Source organism: Amycolatopsis sp. VS8301801F10, from assembly GCF_046195355.1.
Taxonomy (GTDB): domain Bacteria; phylum Actinomycetota; class Actinomycetes; order Mycobacteriales; family Pseudonocardiaceae; genus Amycolatopsis.
The window spans coordinates 4,521,398-4,534,060 of record NZ_CP176065.1; the positions used below are offsets into that span (position 1 = coordinate 4,521,398).

Consider the following 12,663-nt stretch of genomic DNA (forward strand, 5'->3'; position numbering starts at 1 on the left):
ACCGCGCGCTCTCATTCTTCGGAAGGAACGAACTGATCATGAGCAACCTTCAGGACCTCGCCGCCCAGCTGATGGAGATCGGCGGGAAAGTGCCTGTGGCCTTGGCGAAGCAGGTGCATGCGCTCGTTCAGGAGGCGCACCAGATGCAGTCGGACTCCGTCGCGATGGTCGGGCAGGTGCTCGGGGATTCGCCGATGAACAGCCGCCTGCAGCAGGCCGGTTCCGAGGCGCTGACCGGGCTGGGCGAGTCGCTGGCCCCGCTCGAGATGACGATCGCGATGCTGGAGGGGTACCGCGCCTCGCTGCAGGACGCGGCGGCGGAGCTGCTGCGGTGACCGCCGACGAGGCTGCGGTCCGCGAGCAGCTGGCGGAGATCGACCGGCGGAACATATTCGTGCACCGGGTCGAGGACTTCTACGCCGGGATCACCGCGCGGGCACCTGCCGACGAGCCGTATGTCAGCTCCGCGGAGTTCGTGGACGCGGTCACCGCGGCGTGCGCTTCGACCGCCGCCGAGTTCAAAACCATCTACCTGAGGCTCGTCGGCGCGCGCGACGGAGCCGGATCTATCGGAGGAACCCTGTGAGCACCGACCCGAAAGAGTTCGCCGCCGCGCTGCGCGTGCTGGCGAACATGGTGGACGCCCACCCGGAGATCGCTGGGTGGTACATGGGCCCGGGCATCGGCCAGCACCTCAACGGAGAGAAAGCCGCGGCGCTCGACAGCTTCGCGGGGCTCTTCGAGGCGGAGGTCGAGCACGCCGTGCACAGCGACGGGGAACGCTTCTCCGACGTCGAGACCGTCATGGGCCCGCTGTCGCTGCGCTTGCAGTGCAGGACCGAGGACTACGAGAAGGCGACCGGCAAGAAGATCGACAACGTCGCCGGGTTCCTGACCAAGGAGCAGTTGGCCGAGGTCGAGCACTGGTCGAAGACGCCGATGCCGCACGAGAAGGCCCCGGCGGTGACCGAGTGAGCGACCCGAACACGGTGGCGCTGCGGGTCGCGGCGCTCAAGCACTTGAAGGATCGGATCGACGACGCGTACAACGCGGCTCGCGCGGAGCAGGCCGAGGCGATGCCGAAGGGCGCGCGCTGGCCGGTGGTGTCCCCGTTGGACGGGGTGAAGCTCGGGACGGTGTCCAAATCGGAGCCGAAAGTGCGGGCTCGGATCGCTGATGAGAACGCGTTCGGCGCGTGGGCTGCGGCGAACTATCCGGACGACACCGAGTACGCGTTCCGGATCGTCGGGTCGGAGCAGGAGGTGCACGAGGCGCTGTACACGCACGCGCCGCACCTGGTGAAGTCGGTGACGGTGGTGTCGCGGGACCTGCGGAAGCGGGTCGAGCGGATGTCCGCGGCGACCGGCGTCCCGACCGGGCCGGGCGGGGAGGTCGACGTTCCGGGGGTGGCGGTCGACGACCCGGACGGGGTCGTGTCCTGCCTCCCGGCCGACGGCGGTTGGCAGTCGGTGGTCGAGCTGGTGCGCGCGGACGCGGCGCTGCTCGAACTGCTCGCCCGGCCGGTCGCCGCGATCGAGGCGGGCGGTGATGCCGCGTGACTCCGGAGATGCTGGCCAAGCTCCGCGCCCCGTTCGAGGACAGCCAGATCGGGAAGCTGCCGCGCGTCACCTGCAAGCCCTGCTCGGACCGGGCGTGCGGCGAGCACAAGCCCTCGACGTGCCGGGTGTGCAAAGGGTTCCTGGGCAAGCACATCCACCTCGACTACGTCGGGCACGCGCACGTCACCGAGCGGCTGCTCGAGGTGGACCCGGATTGGTCGTGGGAACCGTTCGCGCTCGACGAGCGCGGCCTGCCCGCCCTCGACGCCAGCAACGGCCTGTGGATCCGGATGACCGTCGGCGGGAAGACCGTGATCGGCTACGGCGACGCGCCCGGCAAACGCGCGGCGGTGAAGGAGCTGATCGGCGACGCGATCCGCAACGCCGCGATGCGGGTCGGGGTGGCGCTGGACCTGTGGAAGAAGGAGCCGGCCGACACCGTCGCCCGCGCCGAGCCCGCGTCCGCGGAGAAACCTCGAGGTTTGTCGCCCGAGGAGAGGGCCGCGGAACTGCGGAACCTGATCCTCGTCATCGGCAAGAAAAAGCAGATGAAGCTGGCCGACATCGCGGGCGCGTTCCACGAATGGTGCCGCGGCGAGCGGGAGTTCCGCACAGCCCCTGCCGAGGTGCTGGAGGAGTTCCAGCAGCACCTGCAGAAGCGCGGCAACGCCGATGCTTAGACGGACTCCGTTGCAGCGTCGCGGGTTCCTCGCCCGCGACGCCGCCCTGGCCCGCACGCCGATGAAGCGGGCGCGCGGTCGGACGAAGGCCGAGCAGCGTTCGGGGTGGAGCGAGGCGAACGGGCGCGCGGTGGTGCGCGCCCGTTCGGGCGGCACCTGCGAGGTCCGGGTCCTCGGCGTGTGCGAGGGCCGTGCCGCCGAGTGGCAGCACCGGAAAGCCCGCTCGCAGGGCGGGGAGTGGAACCCCGCCAACGGCCTGCACACCTGCCAGGCGTGCCACCGGTGGATCCACCAGAACCCGACCGAGGCGACCGCGGCCGGCTGGACCGTGCCGCGCGAGGAAGACCCGGCGGCCGTGCCGGTCGAGGACTACCCGAACTGGGGCCGGGTGCTGCTCGGGAACGACGGCGTCATCCACATCGTCCAGAAAGGACAGACAGCATGATCACGAACCTGGACATGCTGCTGCACGTCGTCGAGCACGCCAAGAGGTGGCGGGTCGGCGACCGGTTCAAGCAGTTCGACGTCACCGCGGCACAGGCGAACCTGACGCTCCCGGACCATGACCTGGGCCTGTTCGCCGACTGGGTGCGGCATCTCGACGGCGCGCTCATCACCGCGTCCGCCAGCCCTGCCCGCACGTTGGGTGTGCTGCACGCGCACGGCCACCTGATGTCCGGGCACGTCCTGCACGTGTACGTCACCAGCGACGGGGAGCGGATGCGCCGCGCCGCGCTGCACGGAAGCGTGCTGCTGGCCGAGGTCGAGCAGTACCGGCGGCACAACGTCGTCGGTCTCCCGGTCCTGGCCCCGGCAGGTGTCGAGTGAGCGGCCGCACCGGGCAGCTGGCGACCCCGACCCAGCAGGCCCGGGCGCTGCTCGAAGGCCCGATCCCGAAGAGCAGCAAGGCGGAGGTCGATGCCTGTGTCCGCCGGGTGAAGCTGGAGTCCCGCAGTCCGGCCGAGGCGGTCGAGATCCTGCAGATGCTCGGGCTCGTCGCGCCTGACCACACGTGGGTCCAGACCTCGCGCAACAAGCGGAAGCGGGTGCAGCGATGACGTTCAGCGCAGCCGCGCGCCGCCAGGCCGGGGTGCTCGTGCAGCTGGCCGCGGACGGCGGGTTCGGCCGGCACGTCACCGGGCTCGTCGCGCAGGCGCGGGAGAACCCGGCGCGTGTGGTCGAGGTGCTGGGCGTGCTCGCCGCCGCTGTCGCTGGCGGTGACCCGGTTCGCCCGGCGGGGAAGCTCCCCGCGGCGATGCCGCTGCCGGTCGACCTGTCGGTGCCGCCGCTGACCCGGTACCTGCGCCGCGCGCACGCCGCCTACTCGGGTGGGAGCCGCCTGCCGTGGGTGGTCGAGGGCGAACGCGAGTACCAGCGGATCAAGAAGCGCGAGCAGCGTGTCCGGGACCGCGAACGCAGCGCTGCGCTGCGGCGGTCCGGGAAGGTCCCACCGGTCGAGGATCTGCGGTGGCTGCTGGAAACCGACAGCCCGGAAGCGGTGGCGCAACGGTTCGGCGTGAGCCCGGACGCGATCGACCGCGCGCTGCGGAGGTCGGCGTGACTCGCCGCTGGGAAGCGGGTGACCCGGAGCCGCCGAACGACGAGGTGCGGCAGGTCCGGGGCGCGTCCGGTGCTCTGTACGGGCGCAGCGAAGGCGGTCTGTTCTGGTATCGCCGGCACGGGGTGAGCCCGGTCCGGCAGTGGCCGGACCTGCTCGCCCACGACGGGCCGCTCACCGCCGAGACCGAGCTGCCGCCGTTGGCGCTGTTCGACCTTCCGGGGGCGTCATGACCAAGCCCGAATGCGAGAAGTGCCACCGGCCGCTCAAGGACGCCGAGAGCGTGCGCCTCGGCTACGGGCCGGTCTGCTACCAGCGCGAGTTCGGCCCGCTGCCGCCGAAGCCCGTGCGGACCATCGTCCGCGTGCACGGCCTCGGCTGGCTGCACGACGACCCGCACCCGGTCGACCCCAATCAGATCCCGCTACCCCTGGAGAACACCGTGCCTGCACCGCAGATCTTCCGGAAGAAACCTGTCGAGATCGAGGCCATGCAGGTGCTCGACGACCTCAACCAGGTCTACGACGTCGCCGCCTGGGTCGACCGCAATGGCGGCAAGCTCACGGACCCGCTGCACACCTTCGACTGCGCTTTCAAGATCCACACGCTTGAGGGTGACATGGCCGTCAACCCCGGCGACTGGGTCATCCGCGGCGTCCATGGCGAGTTCTACCCGTGCAAGCCCGACATCTTCGCCGAGACGTACGAGCCCGCCGATGCGGTGTCCGCAAAAGATGACGGCCACCCTGCCGCCACCACCGTCCAGGAAGGACAGAGCAAGTGAGATACGACGTTCAGAAGCTCCGCGAGGCTACCGACAAGGCGATCGCCGCCGAACGTGTAGTGGCCCAGAAGTACTACGACGAAGCCGTTGCCCGGTACAACAACGACCTGGCTAACTGGGTCACGAAGTACTCCGAGCAGTGGGCGCAGGCCGCGCGGCTGATCAGCCGCAAGGTCCGAGCGGGCAAGCCGATCACGCGCGACGACGTTCCCACCTCCGAGTACGGGCACCGGACCACGTTCGACGCCAGGCACCCCGGCGACTGCCCGAAGGGCGTGAGCGCCGATCTCCAGATCATTCGCTCGGCGCTCGAACTGATCACCGACGAGACGGTCACGCCGACCGAGCTGGCGAAGCTCGGCGTCCGCGCATCGGAGCTGCGGACCGTCTTCTCTCTCGCCCGCTCCGACGCCTGATCCCGCGGGCCCGGTCGTTCCCGATACGGCCGGGCCCGTGCACCACCTGAAAGGAAAGACCCCATGCCGGACTTCCGCGTCTCGGATACCGCCTCCGAGCATCCGAAGCTGCGCGCCGCCGGGCTTGCCGCGTTCGGACTGTGGACGGCGGCCGGTTCGTGGTGCATGAACCCGGCCCATCTGACGGACGGTTGGGTGCCGTTGCACTACGTCCAAAGCTGGAGTAGCGGCAAAAAACTCGCGAAAAAATTGGTCGAAGTCGGGCTATGGGTCGAGGAGCAGCGCGACGGTACTCCGGGTTTCCGCTTCCACGATTGGGAGGGCTACCAGAGGTCTCGTTCGTCTATTGAGGACGAGAAACGCAAGGCCAAGGACCGTATGGCCCGTGTGCGTGCGGGTCGTGTTCGCCCGAACAGTGAGCGAACGTTCGCGCAAACCGAGCCCGAAGGTTCGGCGAACGTTCACGACTCCCTCACCCTCACCCTCACCCACACCCCTTTGGGAGACTTGGGAGGGGAGGTCACCAAGGCAACGCGCGCGTCCGCGAAACGCCCCCTCGACCGATGCTCCGAGCACGCAACCGAGGAACGCCCGCCGCCGTGCGGCCGCTGCGCGGACGCCCGCCGTGCTCGCACCGAGTGGGACCGCGAGAACGCCGCCCGGATCCGCGCCTGCCGCCTGTGCGACGGCGAAGGCCAGCGCTGGGACCCGGCCGGGAAGCACCGCGGCACGATCGGCCCCTGCGACCACAGGCCGATGGTCGTGGCGTCATGAGCCGCATCCGTGTCCGGCGCAGCCCCGGAAACCCCAACGGGCTCCGTTGGGGACGTGCTGACGGATGGCGTTGGCACTGCCCGTGCTGCGACACGGGAGGCCGCGCGTCGTGGTGGTCGAACCGCGGACGCGGTAGCGCGTTCGTCCCGCCGTTCGCCCGCGTCATCACCGCTGTCGACCGCCACCTGCGCGACCACCACACCCTCGACCACGCCCGCTACATCGCCCGGGAGGATTCATGACCACCCCGATCACCGTGCTGCACCAGCACGGCCTCACGTTCCACCAGACCGCGCCTCTGCGGGCCGCCGGCCACGACACCGCCGAAGCGGTCGCGCAGCTGGTCGACGAGCACCGCGCGACCGTGTCCAGCTCGACGCTGTCGCAGCTGTCCGGCATGGGGCCGCGGCGGATCGCGCTCGTCACCGACGCGGTCGACGCCTGGCGAGGCGGGTCGTCGTGAGCGGGTGCCTCGACCGCACCGGCGAACCGATCGACGAGGACGGCCACGACCCGCGCTGCCGCAACGGATGGCTCGACCGCGACGCCGACCCCGCCGTCCCGTGCCTCGTGTGCAAACCGCACCTCGCCCCGAACCTGTTGCGCCGCGCCACTCTCGACGCCGACCAGCTCCGCCAGGAGCCCCGAAACCCCGAAGGGACATCAGATGCCTGACCAGCCCGGGAACGCCAGCGAGCGGCCGAATGCGGGCCAGGAAACGGCAATCCGAGCGGCGATTGCTGGTGAGCACCATCAGATGGAGCTGTCCTACGCCCTGCAGCAGTTGAAGGACGCAACCGCCCGCGCTGATGCCGCAGAGGCGAAGCTGCGGGACGCCGAGAAGATCCGGTTCAACGTCGATCGAATCCTCGACGATGCGCTCGGCCCGAACGTCGAGGACGGCGCGGGCATGGGGCTGGCCGGAGAGGTGGCGCTGCTCGCGGAGCGGAAGAAGGAGGCCGAGGACCGCCTTGATCAGGTCCGTGTGGTGCTGCTCGAAGGCGGCCAGGACGCGGCCAGCGTGCGCAGGGAAGCGCTCGCGGTCGTGCTGGGCGAATCCGATCGGATCGGGCATCGGGGCGACCACCAGCGCCGCGCGAAGCTGGCGGAAGAACGGCTCGCTCAGGCCATCGAGTTGTGCAAGGAAGCTCGCGCGGAGTCGGCGGCCGACCGGGCGAAGCTCGAGGAGATCTGCGCGGCGATCGAGCAATGCACGCTTCCGGTCGGTGCGCTCCAGGAGATGTCCGACGCCGTCAACTTGGTGCACCCCGTGTCCGAAGAGGACGACGACACGCCCTACTCCGAGCTGCGGGCACGCCGCGCGATGGAGGTCGTCTACGGCTGGCTCGGCACCATCCGCGCAGTCCCGCGCCAGATCGTCGAGCGCACCACCACAGAGAGTGGCCAGCCGTCCTTGGCTGCCGCTGATGCGTGGGCCCGCGAATGCACCGACAACGAAGAAGCCCTCGCCGCAGCACAGGAAACCGCAGCTGCGGAAGCGTACGCCGAGCGGTCCGCCTACGACATGGACCCCGACATCGACGAACCAGAAGACGAGGAGGACAGCCGTGGCTGAGTCCGCGAACCACAAAGACTGCCGCCAGTTCCTCATCGACGGCATGGCCAAGCTCGGCGTGGACGCCACCGTCTCGACCGAACCGCCGATCGTCCAGAGTCCCTACGGCGAGAACTCGTTCATCTGCCCGCACGGCACGCGATTCTGGCTCGAACCGACCAGCGAACAGATCGCCCAGTGGGCGAAAGACGGCGCGCGATGACCGCCCGCCGTGTCCGTGAGGGGAGCCCCGACCATGGCTGACTACACCGGTCGTCATCCCAGTGACGCGGATGAGCGCGACCCCGGCTTCTGCCGATGCGGTCTCGGTCTCGACGCGTGGGTGCACACCGACACGAAGCGGTACACCGAGACACCGCTGACCCGCGAGGTCTGGAACGACCTTCGCGGCGGCCCCGATGGGAGCCCCGACCATGAGTGACCAGACACCCCCCGTGCCCGCCCCGCGCACCCTGCTCGGCTGGACCGTGCCGAGCCACGTCGACATGGTGGAGAACGACGAGGGCACCCGGCTGACCTGCACACAGGACCGGGCGTACGTCCTCGCGTCGCGCAGCATCGACGGAGACAGCCGGGCACTAAAATTCCTGTTCGACCACGCCCACGGTCAGGTGGTGGAACACCGCGAGGACGACCCCTACGCGGGTTGGAGCGAGAGACAGCGACGTGCGCTGTACGAGCAGAAACCGCCGCCAGTCGAGTCGGCGGCGGAACACCAGCCGGCGGCCGACAGCGAGGACGACAAGCTCGCCGAGATCGGCAGGCGCGTCATGGACGACTGGACACGCGAGATCGCGAAGCTGACCGCCGAGCGGGACCAATTGCAGGCCCGCATCAAAAAGGCGCTCGCCGCGTGCGGTGGCACGGACGACGAACGCCGGATCGCCCGCATCCTCCGCGGCGAGGAGGACCGGTGAGGCTGCGCATCGAGGGCACCGAGGCCGAGATCAACCTGACGCTGCTCGCGATCCGCCCCGAACTCGCCGTCGGACAGGTGTCGCGGTTCCGCGTGAACCGCGGGTCGACGGGCGTCGGCCGCGTGATCGCGGAGTACTCGCTGCTGCCGCCCGATTCGTGGAAGCACCCGGCCGTGAGGTCACGCGACGCTGCCCTCGCCCGCATCGAGAAGGCCATCGAAGTGATCAAGGAAGAGCTGCGTGACGCGATCTGGGACCTGCACGTCACCAGCCTCGAACGCGTCCGAGACGCACTCAAGGCCGCGCCATGACCGCCCGCGCCCTGGACTACAGCGACAAAGCGTTCACCTGGTGCACCAGGTGCGAGAAGAAGACCTGGCCGTCGCGGCGGGCAGCTCGTCGCGCGGCGAAACGCCATCACCCCGGCCACGTCCTGAACGCCTACCCGTGCCCGCACCAGCACGTCGGCTGGCACTACGGGCACCTGCGACCCGACGACCGCGACATCCCAAGGAGGACAGCGTGAAGCAACCCTTGTGCAGCAACACCAACGACGGCGAGTGCCCGAACTTCGCGCTCAACGGCATCGAGGTCTGCCTGCAGCACGCCCCGATCGCTCGGGACAACTTCGGATTCACGATCGACATCGGCTACCGACCCGGCGGGATCGGTATACCCAGCCCGCCGCCGGTCGTCGACCGGCCCGCAGTCACCGTGGATTGGAAGGACCCGGCACCGCCCGTTCGCCGCCGCGGCTGGATCGCCGAGATCGCGGCGGTGTTCCGGTGAAACCGAAGCCGCGCGTCTACAAGGGACGCGACGGATGGATGGTCGACCGCCCCGGCTACGGCTTCACCGGCCCGACGACATCCGGCCCGCACAAGACCCGCGAGGCAGCGCACCGGACCCTCGCCGGCCCCGGCTATGCGGGCGGCCAGATCGAGCGCACCGAGACACCGGCCGGTCCTCGGCGCAGCCAGCAGTACCCGATCACCCCTTGGCCTGTGGAGGTTCTGTGACCACCGAACCCGTCGCTGTCGGCAAATGCCGTGTCTGCCGCCAGAAGGACACGAGCAGCGTCCTGTACGCGTGCAACGACTGCGTGAACCGGTTGATCCGGATCGTCCGCGAGATCGCCGTCTACGCCACCCTGGTACTGCCAGCGATGGTCGCGCCGATGCGCGGCCAAACCGGCCGCATGTCACCCGGCTACGGCTCGGCGTCCCCGGCGCGGGACGACGTGATCGCCGCCCTCGACCCGCGTTCGCTGCCCGGCGACGTGGACGAGCACGGCGACGCGGTCACCCGCCGCCCGGACGACGCGGGCAGCTGGGTCGCCTCGATCCCGGGCCGTCTCGCCTACATCGCGGACGCGATCGCCGACGAACGCGACGAATCCCGCCCCGGCGGCACCATCACCGCGGACGCCGACTACATCCGCGCGAACGCCTGGTGGCTCGGCGGCCAGTCCTGGATCGACGACGCCGTCGGCGACCTCAGCGAAATCCACCGGCAGGCACAGGACCTCGCCCACGACAAGCCCGGCAAACCGATCGCCGGCTGCCTCACCGTCACCTGCGACGGCCAGGTGTTCTGGGGCGGCATCGGCAAATCCGCCCAATGCCGCGCCTGCCGCCGCACCTACGACGGGCTCGACCTCGTCCGTCTCGAAGCAGCGCAAGGAGTTTCAGCGTGACCGACTACAAGATCGACCACCCCGACCGCAGCATCGGCGACGATGTCTTCATGGTCACGACCGTCACCCCCGTGCCACGGGAGACCATGCTGGACTTCGTCAAAGCGCACGGCATCGACCCGCGCGACGTCCCCGTGCCGTCCGCCGTCACCGTGTCGGACGGTCAGATCACGTTCGAGAGGTTCGTCCTCGGCAAGGACCGCCAGCTCGTCATGGACGGCGACCAGGCGGCCCGGGAGCACGCCACGGTCCCGCTTCAAGCACCGTGGCCGCCGCACACGGCCACCGAGGAGACGGCATCGTGAACGACTACTCGAAGTGGGTGCGCGACGGCCAGCGGGTGGAGGCCCGCTACGCGACCGGCAGCGGCGTGCACGCCACTGGCTATGTGTACGCCTACGCCGACCGGCCCACCGTCCACATCGTCCAGCCGGACGGCGGCGACCTGAGCTGGATCGCGGACTTGTGCGTCCCGGTCGACGGAGGGTCGAACGATGCCCGCAACGCCGCACTCGCGAAGCGCGGCACCGGCGGCACAGTGTCGGCCGCGGCGAGCCAGCTGGAGCGGGAGGTCGCGTACTGGCAAGCCCGCGCCGAGGCCGCCGAGAAACGGCTCAAGGATGCCGCCGAGTTCTACCCGGACAACCCGCCGGAGCCGCCCGTCGGCACGCAGTACCTCCGGCGTGATGGCACGATCGCGTGGGAGCGCCGCGAAGACGGCTGGCGTTGCGGCCGGCCCGACTGCTACACCTGCCCGACCGACTGGAGCGACGCCCTGGACTCCGGCATCAGCGAGGCTGCAGAGAGGAAGCTGCCCTGATGGATGACCTGATCACGTTCCTCCGCGCACAGATCGACATCGACGAGCAGATCGCGAAGGCTGCGGCCGACGGCTTGCTGTGGCATGGCCCGGTCAAGACCGGTTCGGTATGGGAGGCTGATAGGGGGTTCGTCTTCACGGAGGGCCAGGTGCCGGGGGTGTGGGACGAATGCCTCTGGAAGGCAGATACGCCAGGCCGGTACACGCGGGAGATGTCCGAGCATTGCGGGCATCACGTCGCCCGCCATGACCCGGCCCGCGTGCTCGCCGAGGTCGACGCCAAGCGGAAGATCATCGACGAGCACGCAGAGCCCGGCGACGACAACGTGATCTGTCGAGTCTGTCGTGAGCCTTGGCAGGGCGACTTCACGGTGCCGTTGCCGTGCCCGACCCTCCGCCTGCTAGCTCTTCCGTACGCCGGTCACCCGGACTACCGACAGGAGTGGAAGCCGTGATGCCCTGGTGGCTCGTTTTGATCATCGTCCTCGCCGCGCTGTGGATCGGCATCGGAATCGGTTGGCAGCGCGCCATCGCACGGTTCCCGGACATCGTCGCGCGCATGACACGAGAAGGCAGGCAGCGGATGATCCAGGTCGTGCAGCAGGTAGACCTCGAGGGGAAGCCGTGAACATGCTCGGCCTCCCGCCCTCGCTGCCTGGTGCCGAGGCCATCGTCTCGCCCCCTGCCACCCTGCACGACGACTACGGCAACACATGGACGAAACAGTCTGACGGCGTCACTTACGACTGCCCGCCCTTCTTCGGCTGGACACGCGAGGAGGTGAGCCTGGTGTTCGGCCTGTCCGCGCGCCAGGTCCCCGAGGTCGTGTGGGTCGAGCACGTCCACGAGTGGATCAGCCACCGCAAGCTGTGCGAGCCGTTCGACTGGCAGACGTGCCGGTGCGGCGCCCGGCAGGCAGTGGTCGAGAGGAGCCGTCCGTGAGCGTCTACACCCACTGTCCACCGTGGGTGACCATCTTTGAGGACACCGACAGCGTCCGCTCGCCCGGCTGGTACGAAGGCACCTGCTGGAGCTGCCAGGCGTACACGACCGGCAGCGAACCCGTGGTCGAGGACTGGGCCGACGATCATTGGGCATGCTCACCAACCGCGTTGGAGACCTTGCCGATTCGCCGAGGCACAGCGCGACGTCTCGGTCTTCGCCATCCTTCGCGGCTCCCGGCGGTTCCTCCCAGTTCGACATGGCCGACTCCGTCACGGCGAACGCTCAAGACGATGCGGGACGCGGTCAACCAGATGCACGAGAACCTTGCCCTCGCCCGCGACATCATGGCCCCGGTCCGCCCCGGCACCACGCGCCGCCTTTGGGGTCGTTGACGACCGCTGTCACGCTACCTACAGTCGAACATGTGAGCGACTTGCGGCATGACGATTCGGAATGGCTGTGGCGGCTCAGCCCCCGCGACGACCACCTCGTCGAACGCCTCAGCCCGTGCAGCCAGATATCCGACTTCGCCACCACCGAAGCCCAGCGGGATTGGTGGCTCGACCGGTACATCGGCTACGGCGCACAACCCGGCGACCACGTCGCCGAACGCGTACCCGGCCCGCTGTCCCGCGCGATCGCCGACGACCGGGAACGCCGCCGCAAACTCGTCGATGCGGCATGGCAGCGACGGCAGGCCGAACGGGCCCGGTCGTGACCGGCCGGGCCCGCGCCGCCGACGTCGTGCTGCTGCTCCACCAGGAAGCGGACCGCGCCGGCGACGACCGCTACCGCATCACCCCCGCGACCCTCCGCCAGTGGGTGCGCCGCGGCCACATCACCCGAGGTGACGGCGGCTACAACCTCAGGGAGATCCTCGACTACCTCGACCGCCGGGATGCGAAGATCCCGGCATGAGCGACGACCCCACCCCGAAG

32 protein-coding genes are annotated in these 12,663 nt (G+C 69.5%); all 32 read left to right on the forward strand.

Annotated features, from left to right (window positions below; all coding sequences use genetic code 11):
* Nucleotides 1-38 precede the first annotated feature (38 nt).
* The gene (locus F9C11_RS21550; RefSeq protein ID WP_409186677.1) at nucleotides 39-335 is read left to right on the forward strand and encodes a hypothetical protein; all 297 of its coding nucleotides are present in this window, start codon (nucleotides 39-41) and stop codon (nucleotides 333-335) included.
* Nucleotides 332-586, forward strand: a complete 255-nt coding sequence (locus tag F9C11_RS21555) for a hypothetical protein (RefSeq protein ID WP_409186678.1) — start codon at nucleotides 332-334, stop codon at nucleotides 584-586. The genes F9C11_RS21550 and F9C11_RS21555 overlap by 4 nt, the downstream gene beginning before the upstream one ends.
* Nucleotides 583-975 (forward strand): hypothetical protein, encoded by a 393-nt coding sequence (locus F9C11_RS21560; RefSeq protein WP_409186679.1) that lies wholly within the window; start codon nucleotides 583-585, stop codon nucleotides 973-975. The genes F9C11_RS21555 and F9C11_RS21560 overlap by 4 nt, the downstream gene beginning before the upstream one ends.
* Nucleotides 972-1,559 carry a hypothetical protein gene (locus tag F9C11_RS21565; protein ID WP_409186680.1) on the forward strand — a complete coding sequence of 196 codons (588 nt, stop codon included), beginning with the start codon at nucleotides 972-974 and terminating at the stop codon, nucleotides 1,557-1,559. Before F9C11_RS21560 ends, F9C11_RS21565 begins: the two co-directional genes overlap by 4 nt.
* Nucleotides 1,556-2,239, forward strand: coding sequence for a hypothetical protein (locus tag F9C11_RS21570; RefSeq protein WP_409186681.1), 684 nt, complete (start codon nucleotides 1,556-1,558; stop codon nucleotides 2,237-2,239). Before F9C11_RS21565 ends, F9C11_RS21570 begins: the two co-directional genes overlap by 4 nt.
* Nucleotides 2,232-2,684, forward strand: a complete 453-nt coding sequence (locus F9C11_RS21575) for a hypothetical protein (protein ID WP_409186682.1) — start codon at nucleotides 2,232-2,234, stop codon at nucleotides 2,682-2,684. The genes F9C11_RS21570 and F9C11_RS21575 overlap by 8 nt, the downstream gene beginning before the upstream one ends.
* The gene (locus F9C11_RS21580) at nucleotides 2,681-3,067 is read left to right on the forward strand and encodes a hypothetical protein (protein ID WP_409186683.1); all 387 of its coding nucleotides are present in this window, start codon (nucleotides 2,681-2,683) and stop codon (nucleotides 3,065-3,067) included. Before F9C11_RS21575 ends, F9C11_RS21580 begins: the two co-directional genes overlap by 4 nt.
* Nucleotides 3,064-3,297, forward strand: coding sequence for a hypothetical protein (locus F9C11_RS21585; protein WP_409186684.1), 234 nt, complete (start codon nucleotides 3,064-3,066; stop codon nucleotides 3,295-3,297). The genes F9C11_RS21580 and F9C11_RS21585 overlap by 4 nt, the downstream gene beginning before the upstream one ends.
* Entirely contained in the window at nucleotides 3,294-3,800 is a 507-nt protein-coding gene (locus F9C11_RS21590; protein WP_409186685.1) for a hypothetical protein, read from the forward strand. Before F9C11_RS21585 ends, F9C11_RS21590 begins: the two co-directional genes overlap by 4 nt.
* Nucleotides 3,797-4,030 (forward strand): hypothetical protein, encoded by a 234-nt coding sequence (locus tag F9C11_RS21595; protein WP_409186686.1) that lies wholly within the window; start codon nucleotides 3,797-3,799, stop codon nucleotides 4,028-4,030. Before F9C11_RS21590 ends, F9C11_RS21595 begins: the two co-directional genes overlap by 4 nt.
* Nucleotides 4,027-4,581, forward strand: coding sequence for a DUF6011 domain-containing protein (locus F9C11_RS21600; RefSeq protein ID WP_409186687.1), 555 nt, complete (start codon nucleotides 4,027-4,029; stop codon nucleotides 4,579-4,581). The genes F9C11_RS21595 and F9C11_RS21600 overlap by 4 nt, the downstream gene beginning before the upstream one ends.
* Nucleotides 4,578-4,997, forward strand: coding sequence for a hypothetical protein (locus F9C11_RS21605; protein WP_409186688.1), 420 nt, complete (start codon nucleotides 4,578-4,580; stop codon nucleotides 4,995-4,997). The genes F9C11_RS21600 and F9C11_RS21605 overlap by 4 nt, the downstream gene beginning before the upstream one ends.
* A 63-nt stretch (nucleotides 4,998-5,060) precedes the next feature.
* Entirely contained in the window at nucleotides 5,061-5,771 is a 711-nt protein-coding gene (locus F9C11_RS21610; RefSeq protein ID WP_409186689.1) for a hypothetical protein, read from the forward strand.
* A 238-nt stretch (nucleotides 5,772-6,009) separates the two neighbouring features.
* A complete protein-coding gene (locus F9C11_RS21615; protein ID WP_409186690.1) occupies nucleotides 6,010-6,234 on the forward strand; it encodes a hypothetical protein in 225 nt (74 codons plus the stop codon).
* Nucleotides 6,231-6,446 carry a hypothetical protein gene (locus F9C11_RS21620; RefSeq protein WP_409186691.1) on the forward strand — a complete coding sequence of 72 codons (216 nt, stop codon included), beginning with the start codon at nucleotides 6,231-6,233 and terminating at the stop codon, nucleotides 6,444-6,446. The genes F9C11_RS21615 and F9C11_RS21620 overlap by 4 nt, the downstream gene beginning before the upstream one ends.
* The gene (locus F9C11_RS21625; protein ID WP_409186692.1) at nucleotides 6,439-7,347 is read left to right on the forward strand and encodes a hypothetical protein; all 909 of its coding nucleotides are present in this window, start codon (nucleotides 6,439-6,441) and stop codon (nucleotides 7,345-7,347) included. Before F9C11_RS21620 ends, F9C11_RS21625 begins: the two co-directional genes overlap by 8 nt.
* Nucleotides 7,340-7,549, forward strand: coding sequence for a hypothetical protein (locus F9C11_RS21630; protein ID WP_409186693.1), 210 nt, complete (start codon nucleotides 7,340-7,342; stop codon nucleotides 7,547-7,549). Before F9C11_RS21625 ends, F9C11_RS21630 begins: the two co-directional genes overlap by 8 nt.
* Before the next feature lie 33 nt (nucleotides 7,550-7,582).
* Entirely contained in the window at nucleotides 7,583-7,768 is a 186-nt protein-coding gene (locus tag F9C11_RS21635; RefSeq protein ID WP_409186694.1) for a hypothetical protein, read from the forward strand.
* On the forward strand, nucleotides 7,761-8,264 hold the full coding sequence (locus F9C11_RS21640) for a hypothetical protein (RefSeq protein WP_409186695.1): 504 nt from the start codon (nucleotides 7,761-7,763) through the stop codon (nucleotides 8,262-8,264). Before F9C11_RS21635 ends, F9C11_RS21640 begins: the two co-directional genes overlap by 8 nt.
* Entirely contained in the window at nucleotides 8,261-8,575 is a 315-nt protein-coding gene (locus tag F9C11_RS21645) for a hypothetical protein (RefSeq protein WP_409186696.1), read from the forward strand. The genes F9C11_RS21640 and F9C11_RS21645 overlap by 4 nt, the downstream gene beginning before the upstream one ends.
* Nucleotides 8,572-8,790: a hypothetical protein gene (locus F9C11_RS21650; RefSeq protein WP_409186697.1), complete on the forward strand. Its 219-nt coding sequence runs from the start codon at nucleotides 8,572-8,574 to the stop codon at nucleotides 8,788-8,790. The genes F9C11_RS21645 and F9C11_RS21650 overlap by 4 nt, the downstream gene beginning before the upstream one ends.
* Nucleotides 8,787-9,053 carry a hypothetical protein gene (locus F9C11_RS21655; protein ID WP_409186698.1) on the forward strand — a complete coding sequence of 89 codons (267 nt, stop codon included), beginning with the start codon at nucleotides 8,787-8,789 and terminating at the stop codon, nucleotides 9,051-9,053. The genes F9C11_RS21650 and F9C11_RS21655 overlap by 4 nt, the downstream gene beginning before the upstream one ends.
* Complete coding sequence (locus tag F9C11_RS21660) at nucleotides 9,050-9,283, forward strand: hypothetical protein (protein ID WP_409186699.1); 234 nt, start codon at nucleotides 9,050-9,052, stop codon at nucleotides 9,281-9,283. The genes F9C11_RS21655 and F9C11_RS21660 overlap by 4 nt, the downstream gene beginning before the upstream one ends.
* Complete coding sequence (locus F9C11_RS21665) at nucleotides 9,280-9,960, forward strand: hypothetical protein (protein WP_409186700.1); 681 nt, start codon at nucleotides 9,280-9,282, stop codon at nucleotides 9,958-9,960. The genes F9C11_RS21660 and F9C11_RS21665 overlap by 4 nt, the downstream gene beginning before the upstream one ends.
* Nucleotides 9,957-10,265: a hypothetical protein gene (locus F9C11_RS21670; protein WP_409186701.1), complete on the forward strand. Its 309-nt coding sequence runs from the start codon at nucleotides 9,957-9,959 to the stop codon at nucleotides 10,263-10,265. Before F9C11_RS21665 ends, F9C11_RS21670 begins: the two co-directional genes overlap by 4 nt.
* Nucleotides 10,262-10,780: a hypothetical protein gene (locus F9C11_RS21675; protein ID WP_409186702.1), complete on the forward strand. Its 519-nt coding sequence runs from the start codon at nucleotides 10,262-10,264 to the stop codon at nucleotides 10,778-10,780. Before F9C11_RS21670 ends, F9C11_RS21675 begins: the two co-directional genes overlap by 4 nt.
* Nucleotides 10,780-11,235, forward strand: a complete 456-nt coding sequence (locus F9C11_RS21680; protein WP_409186703.1) for a DUF6221 family protein — start codon at nucleotides 10,780-10,782, stop codon at nucleotides 11,233-11,235. Before F9C11_RS21675 ends, F9C11_RS21680 begins: the two co-directional genes overlap by 1 nt.
* Complete coding sequence (locus tag F9C11_RS21685) at nucleotides 11,235-11,408, forward strand: hypothetical protein (RefSeq protein ID WP_409186704.1); 174 nt, start codon at nucleotides 11,235-11,237, stop codon at nucleotides 11,406-11,408. The genes F9C11_RS21680 and F9C11_RS21685 overlap by 1 nt, the downstream gene beginning before the upstream one ends.
* On the forward strand, nucleotides 11,405-11,722 hold the full coding sequence (locus F9C11_RS21690) for a hypothetical protein (RefSeq protein WP_409186705.1): 318 nt from the start codon (nucleotides 11,405-11,407) through the stop codon (nucleotides 11,720-11,722). Before F9C11_RS21685 ends, F9C11_RS21690 begins: the two co-directional genes overlap by 4 nt.
* Nucleotides 11,719-12,117 (forward strand): hypothetical protein, encoded by a 399-nt coding sequence (locus F9C11_RS21695; RefSeq protein WP_409186706.1) that lies wholly within the window; start codon nucleotides 11,719-11,721, stop codon nucleotides 12,115-12,117. Before F9C11_RS21690 ends, F9C11_RS21695 begins: the two co-directional genes overlap by 4 nt.
* Nucleotides 12,118-12,149: 32 nt before the next feature.
* Nucleotides 12,150-12,443 (forward strand): hypothetical protein, encoded by a 294-nt coding sequence (locus F9C11_RS21700; protein ID WP_409186707.1) that lies wholly within the window; start codon nucleotides 12,150-12,152, stop codon nucleotides 12,441-12,443.
* Complete coding sequence (locus tag F9C11_RS21705; protein ID WP_409186708.1) at nucleotides 12,440-12,643, forward strand: hypothetical protein; 204 nt, start codon at nucleotides 12,440-12,442, stop codon at nucleotides 12,641-12,643. Before F9C11_RS21700 ends, F9C11_RS21705 begins: the two co-directional genes overlap by 4 nt.
* Nucleotides 12,644-12,663 lie beyond the last annotated feature (20 nt).

Bases quoted from the DNA above. Each gene is read 5' to 3' on its own strand.
- F9C11_RS21550 (WP_409186677.1), top strand. From the start codon at position 39: ATGAGCAACCTTCAGGACCTCGCCGCCCAGCTGATGGAGATCGGCGGG.
- F9C11_RS21575 (WP_409186682.1), top strand. From the start codon at position 2,232: ATGCTTAGACGGACTCCGTTGCAGCGTCGCGGGTTCCTCGCCCGCGAC.
- F9C11_RS21580 (WP_409186683.1), top strand. From the start codon at position 2,681: ATGATCACGAACCTGGACATGCTGCTGCACGTCGTCGAGCACGCCAAG.
- F9C11_RS21590 (WP_409186685.1), top strand. From the start codon at position 3,294: ATGACGTTCAGCGCAGCCGCGCGCCGCCAGGCCGGGGTGCTCGTGCAG.
- F9C11_RS21600 (WP_409186687.1), top strand. From the start codon at position 4,027: ATGACCAAGCCCGAATGCGAGAAGTGCCACCGGCCGCTCAAGGACGCC.
- F9C11_RS21610 (WP_409186689.1), top strand. From the start codon at position 5,061: ATGCCGGACTTCCGCGTCTCGGATACCGCCTCCGAGCATCCGAAGCTG.
- F9C11_RS21615 (WP_409186690.1), top strand. From the start codon at position 6,010: ATGACCACCCCGATCACCGTGCTGCACCAGCACGGCCTCACGTTCCAC.
- F9C11_RS21625 (WP_409186692.1), top strand. From the start codon at position 6,439: ATGCCTGACCAGCCCGGGAACGCCAGCGAGCGGCCGAATGCGGGCCAG.
- F9C11_RS21635 (WP_409186694.1), top strand. From the start codon at position 7,583: ATGGCTGACTACACCGGTCGTCATCCCAGTGACGCGGATGAGCGCGAC.
- F9C11_RS21640 (WP_409186695.1), top strand. From the start codon at position 7,761: ATGAGTGACCAGACACCCCCCGTGCCCGCCCCGCGCACCCTGCTCGGC.
- F9C11_RS21650 (WP_409186697.1), top strand. From the start codon at position 8,572: ATGACCGCCCGCGCCCTGGACTACAGCGACAAAGCGTTCACCTGGTGC.
- F9C11_RS21680 (WP_409186703.1), top strand. From the start codon at position 10,780: ATGGATGACCTGATCACGTTCCTCCGCGCACAGATCGACATCGACGAG.
- F9C11_RS21685 (WP_409186704.1), top strand. From the start codon at position 11,235: ATGCCCTGGTGGCTCGTTTTGATCATCGTCCTCGCCGCGCTGTGGATC.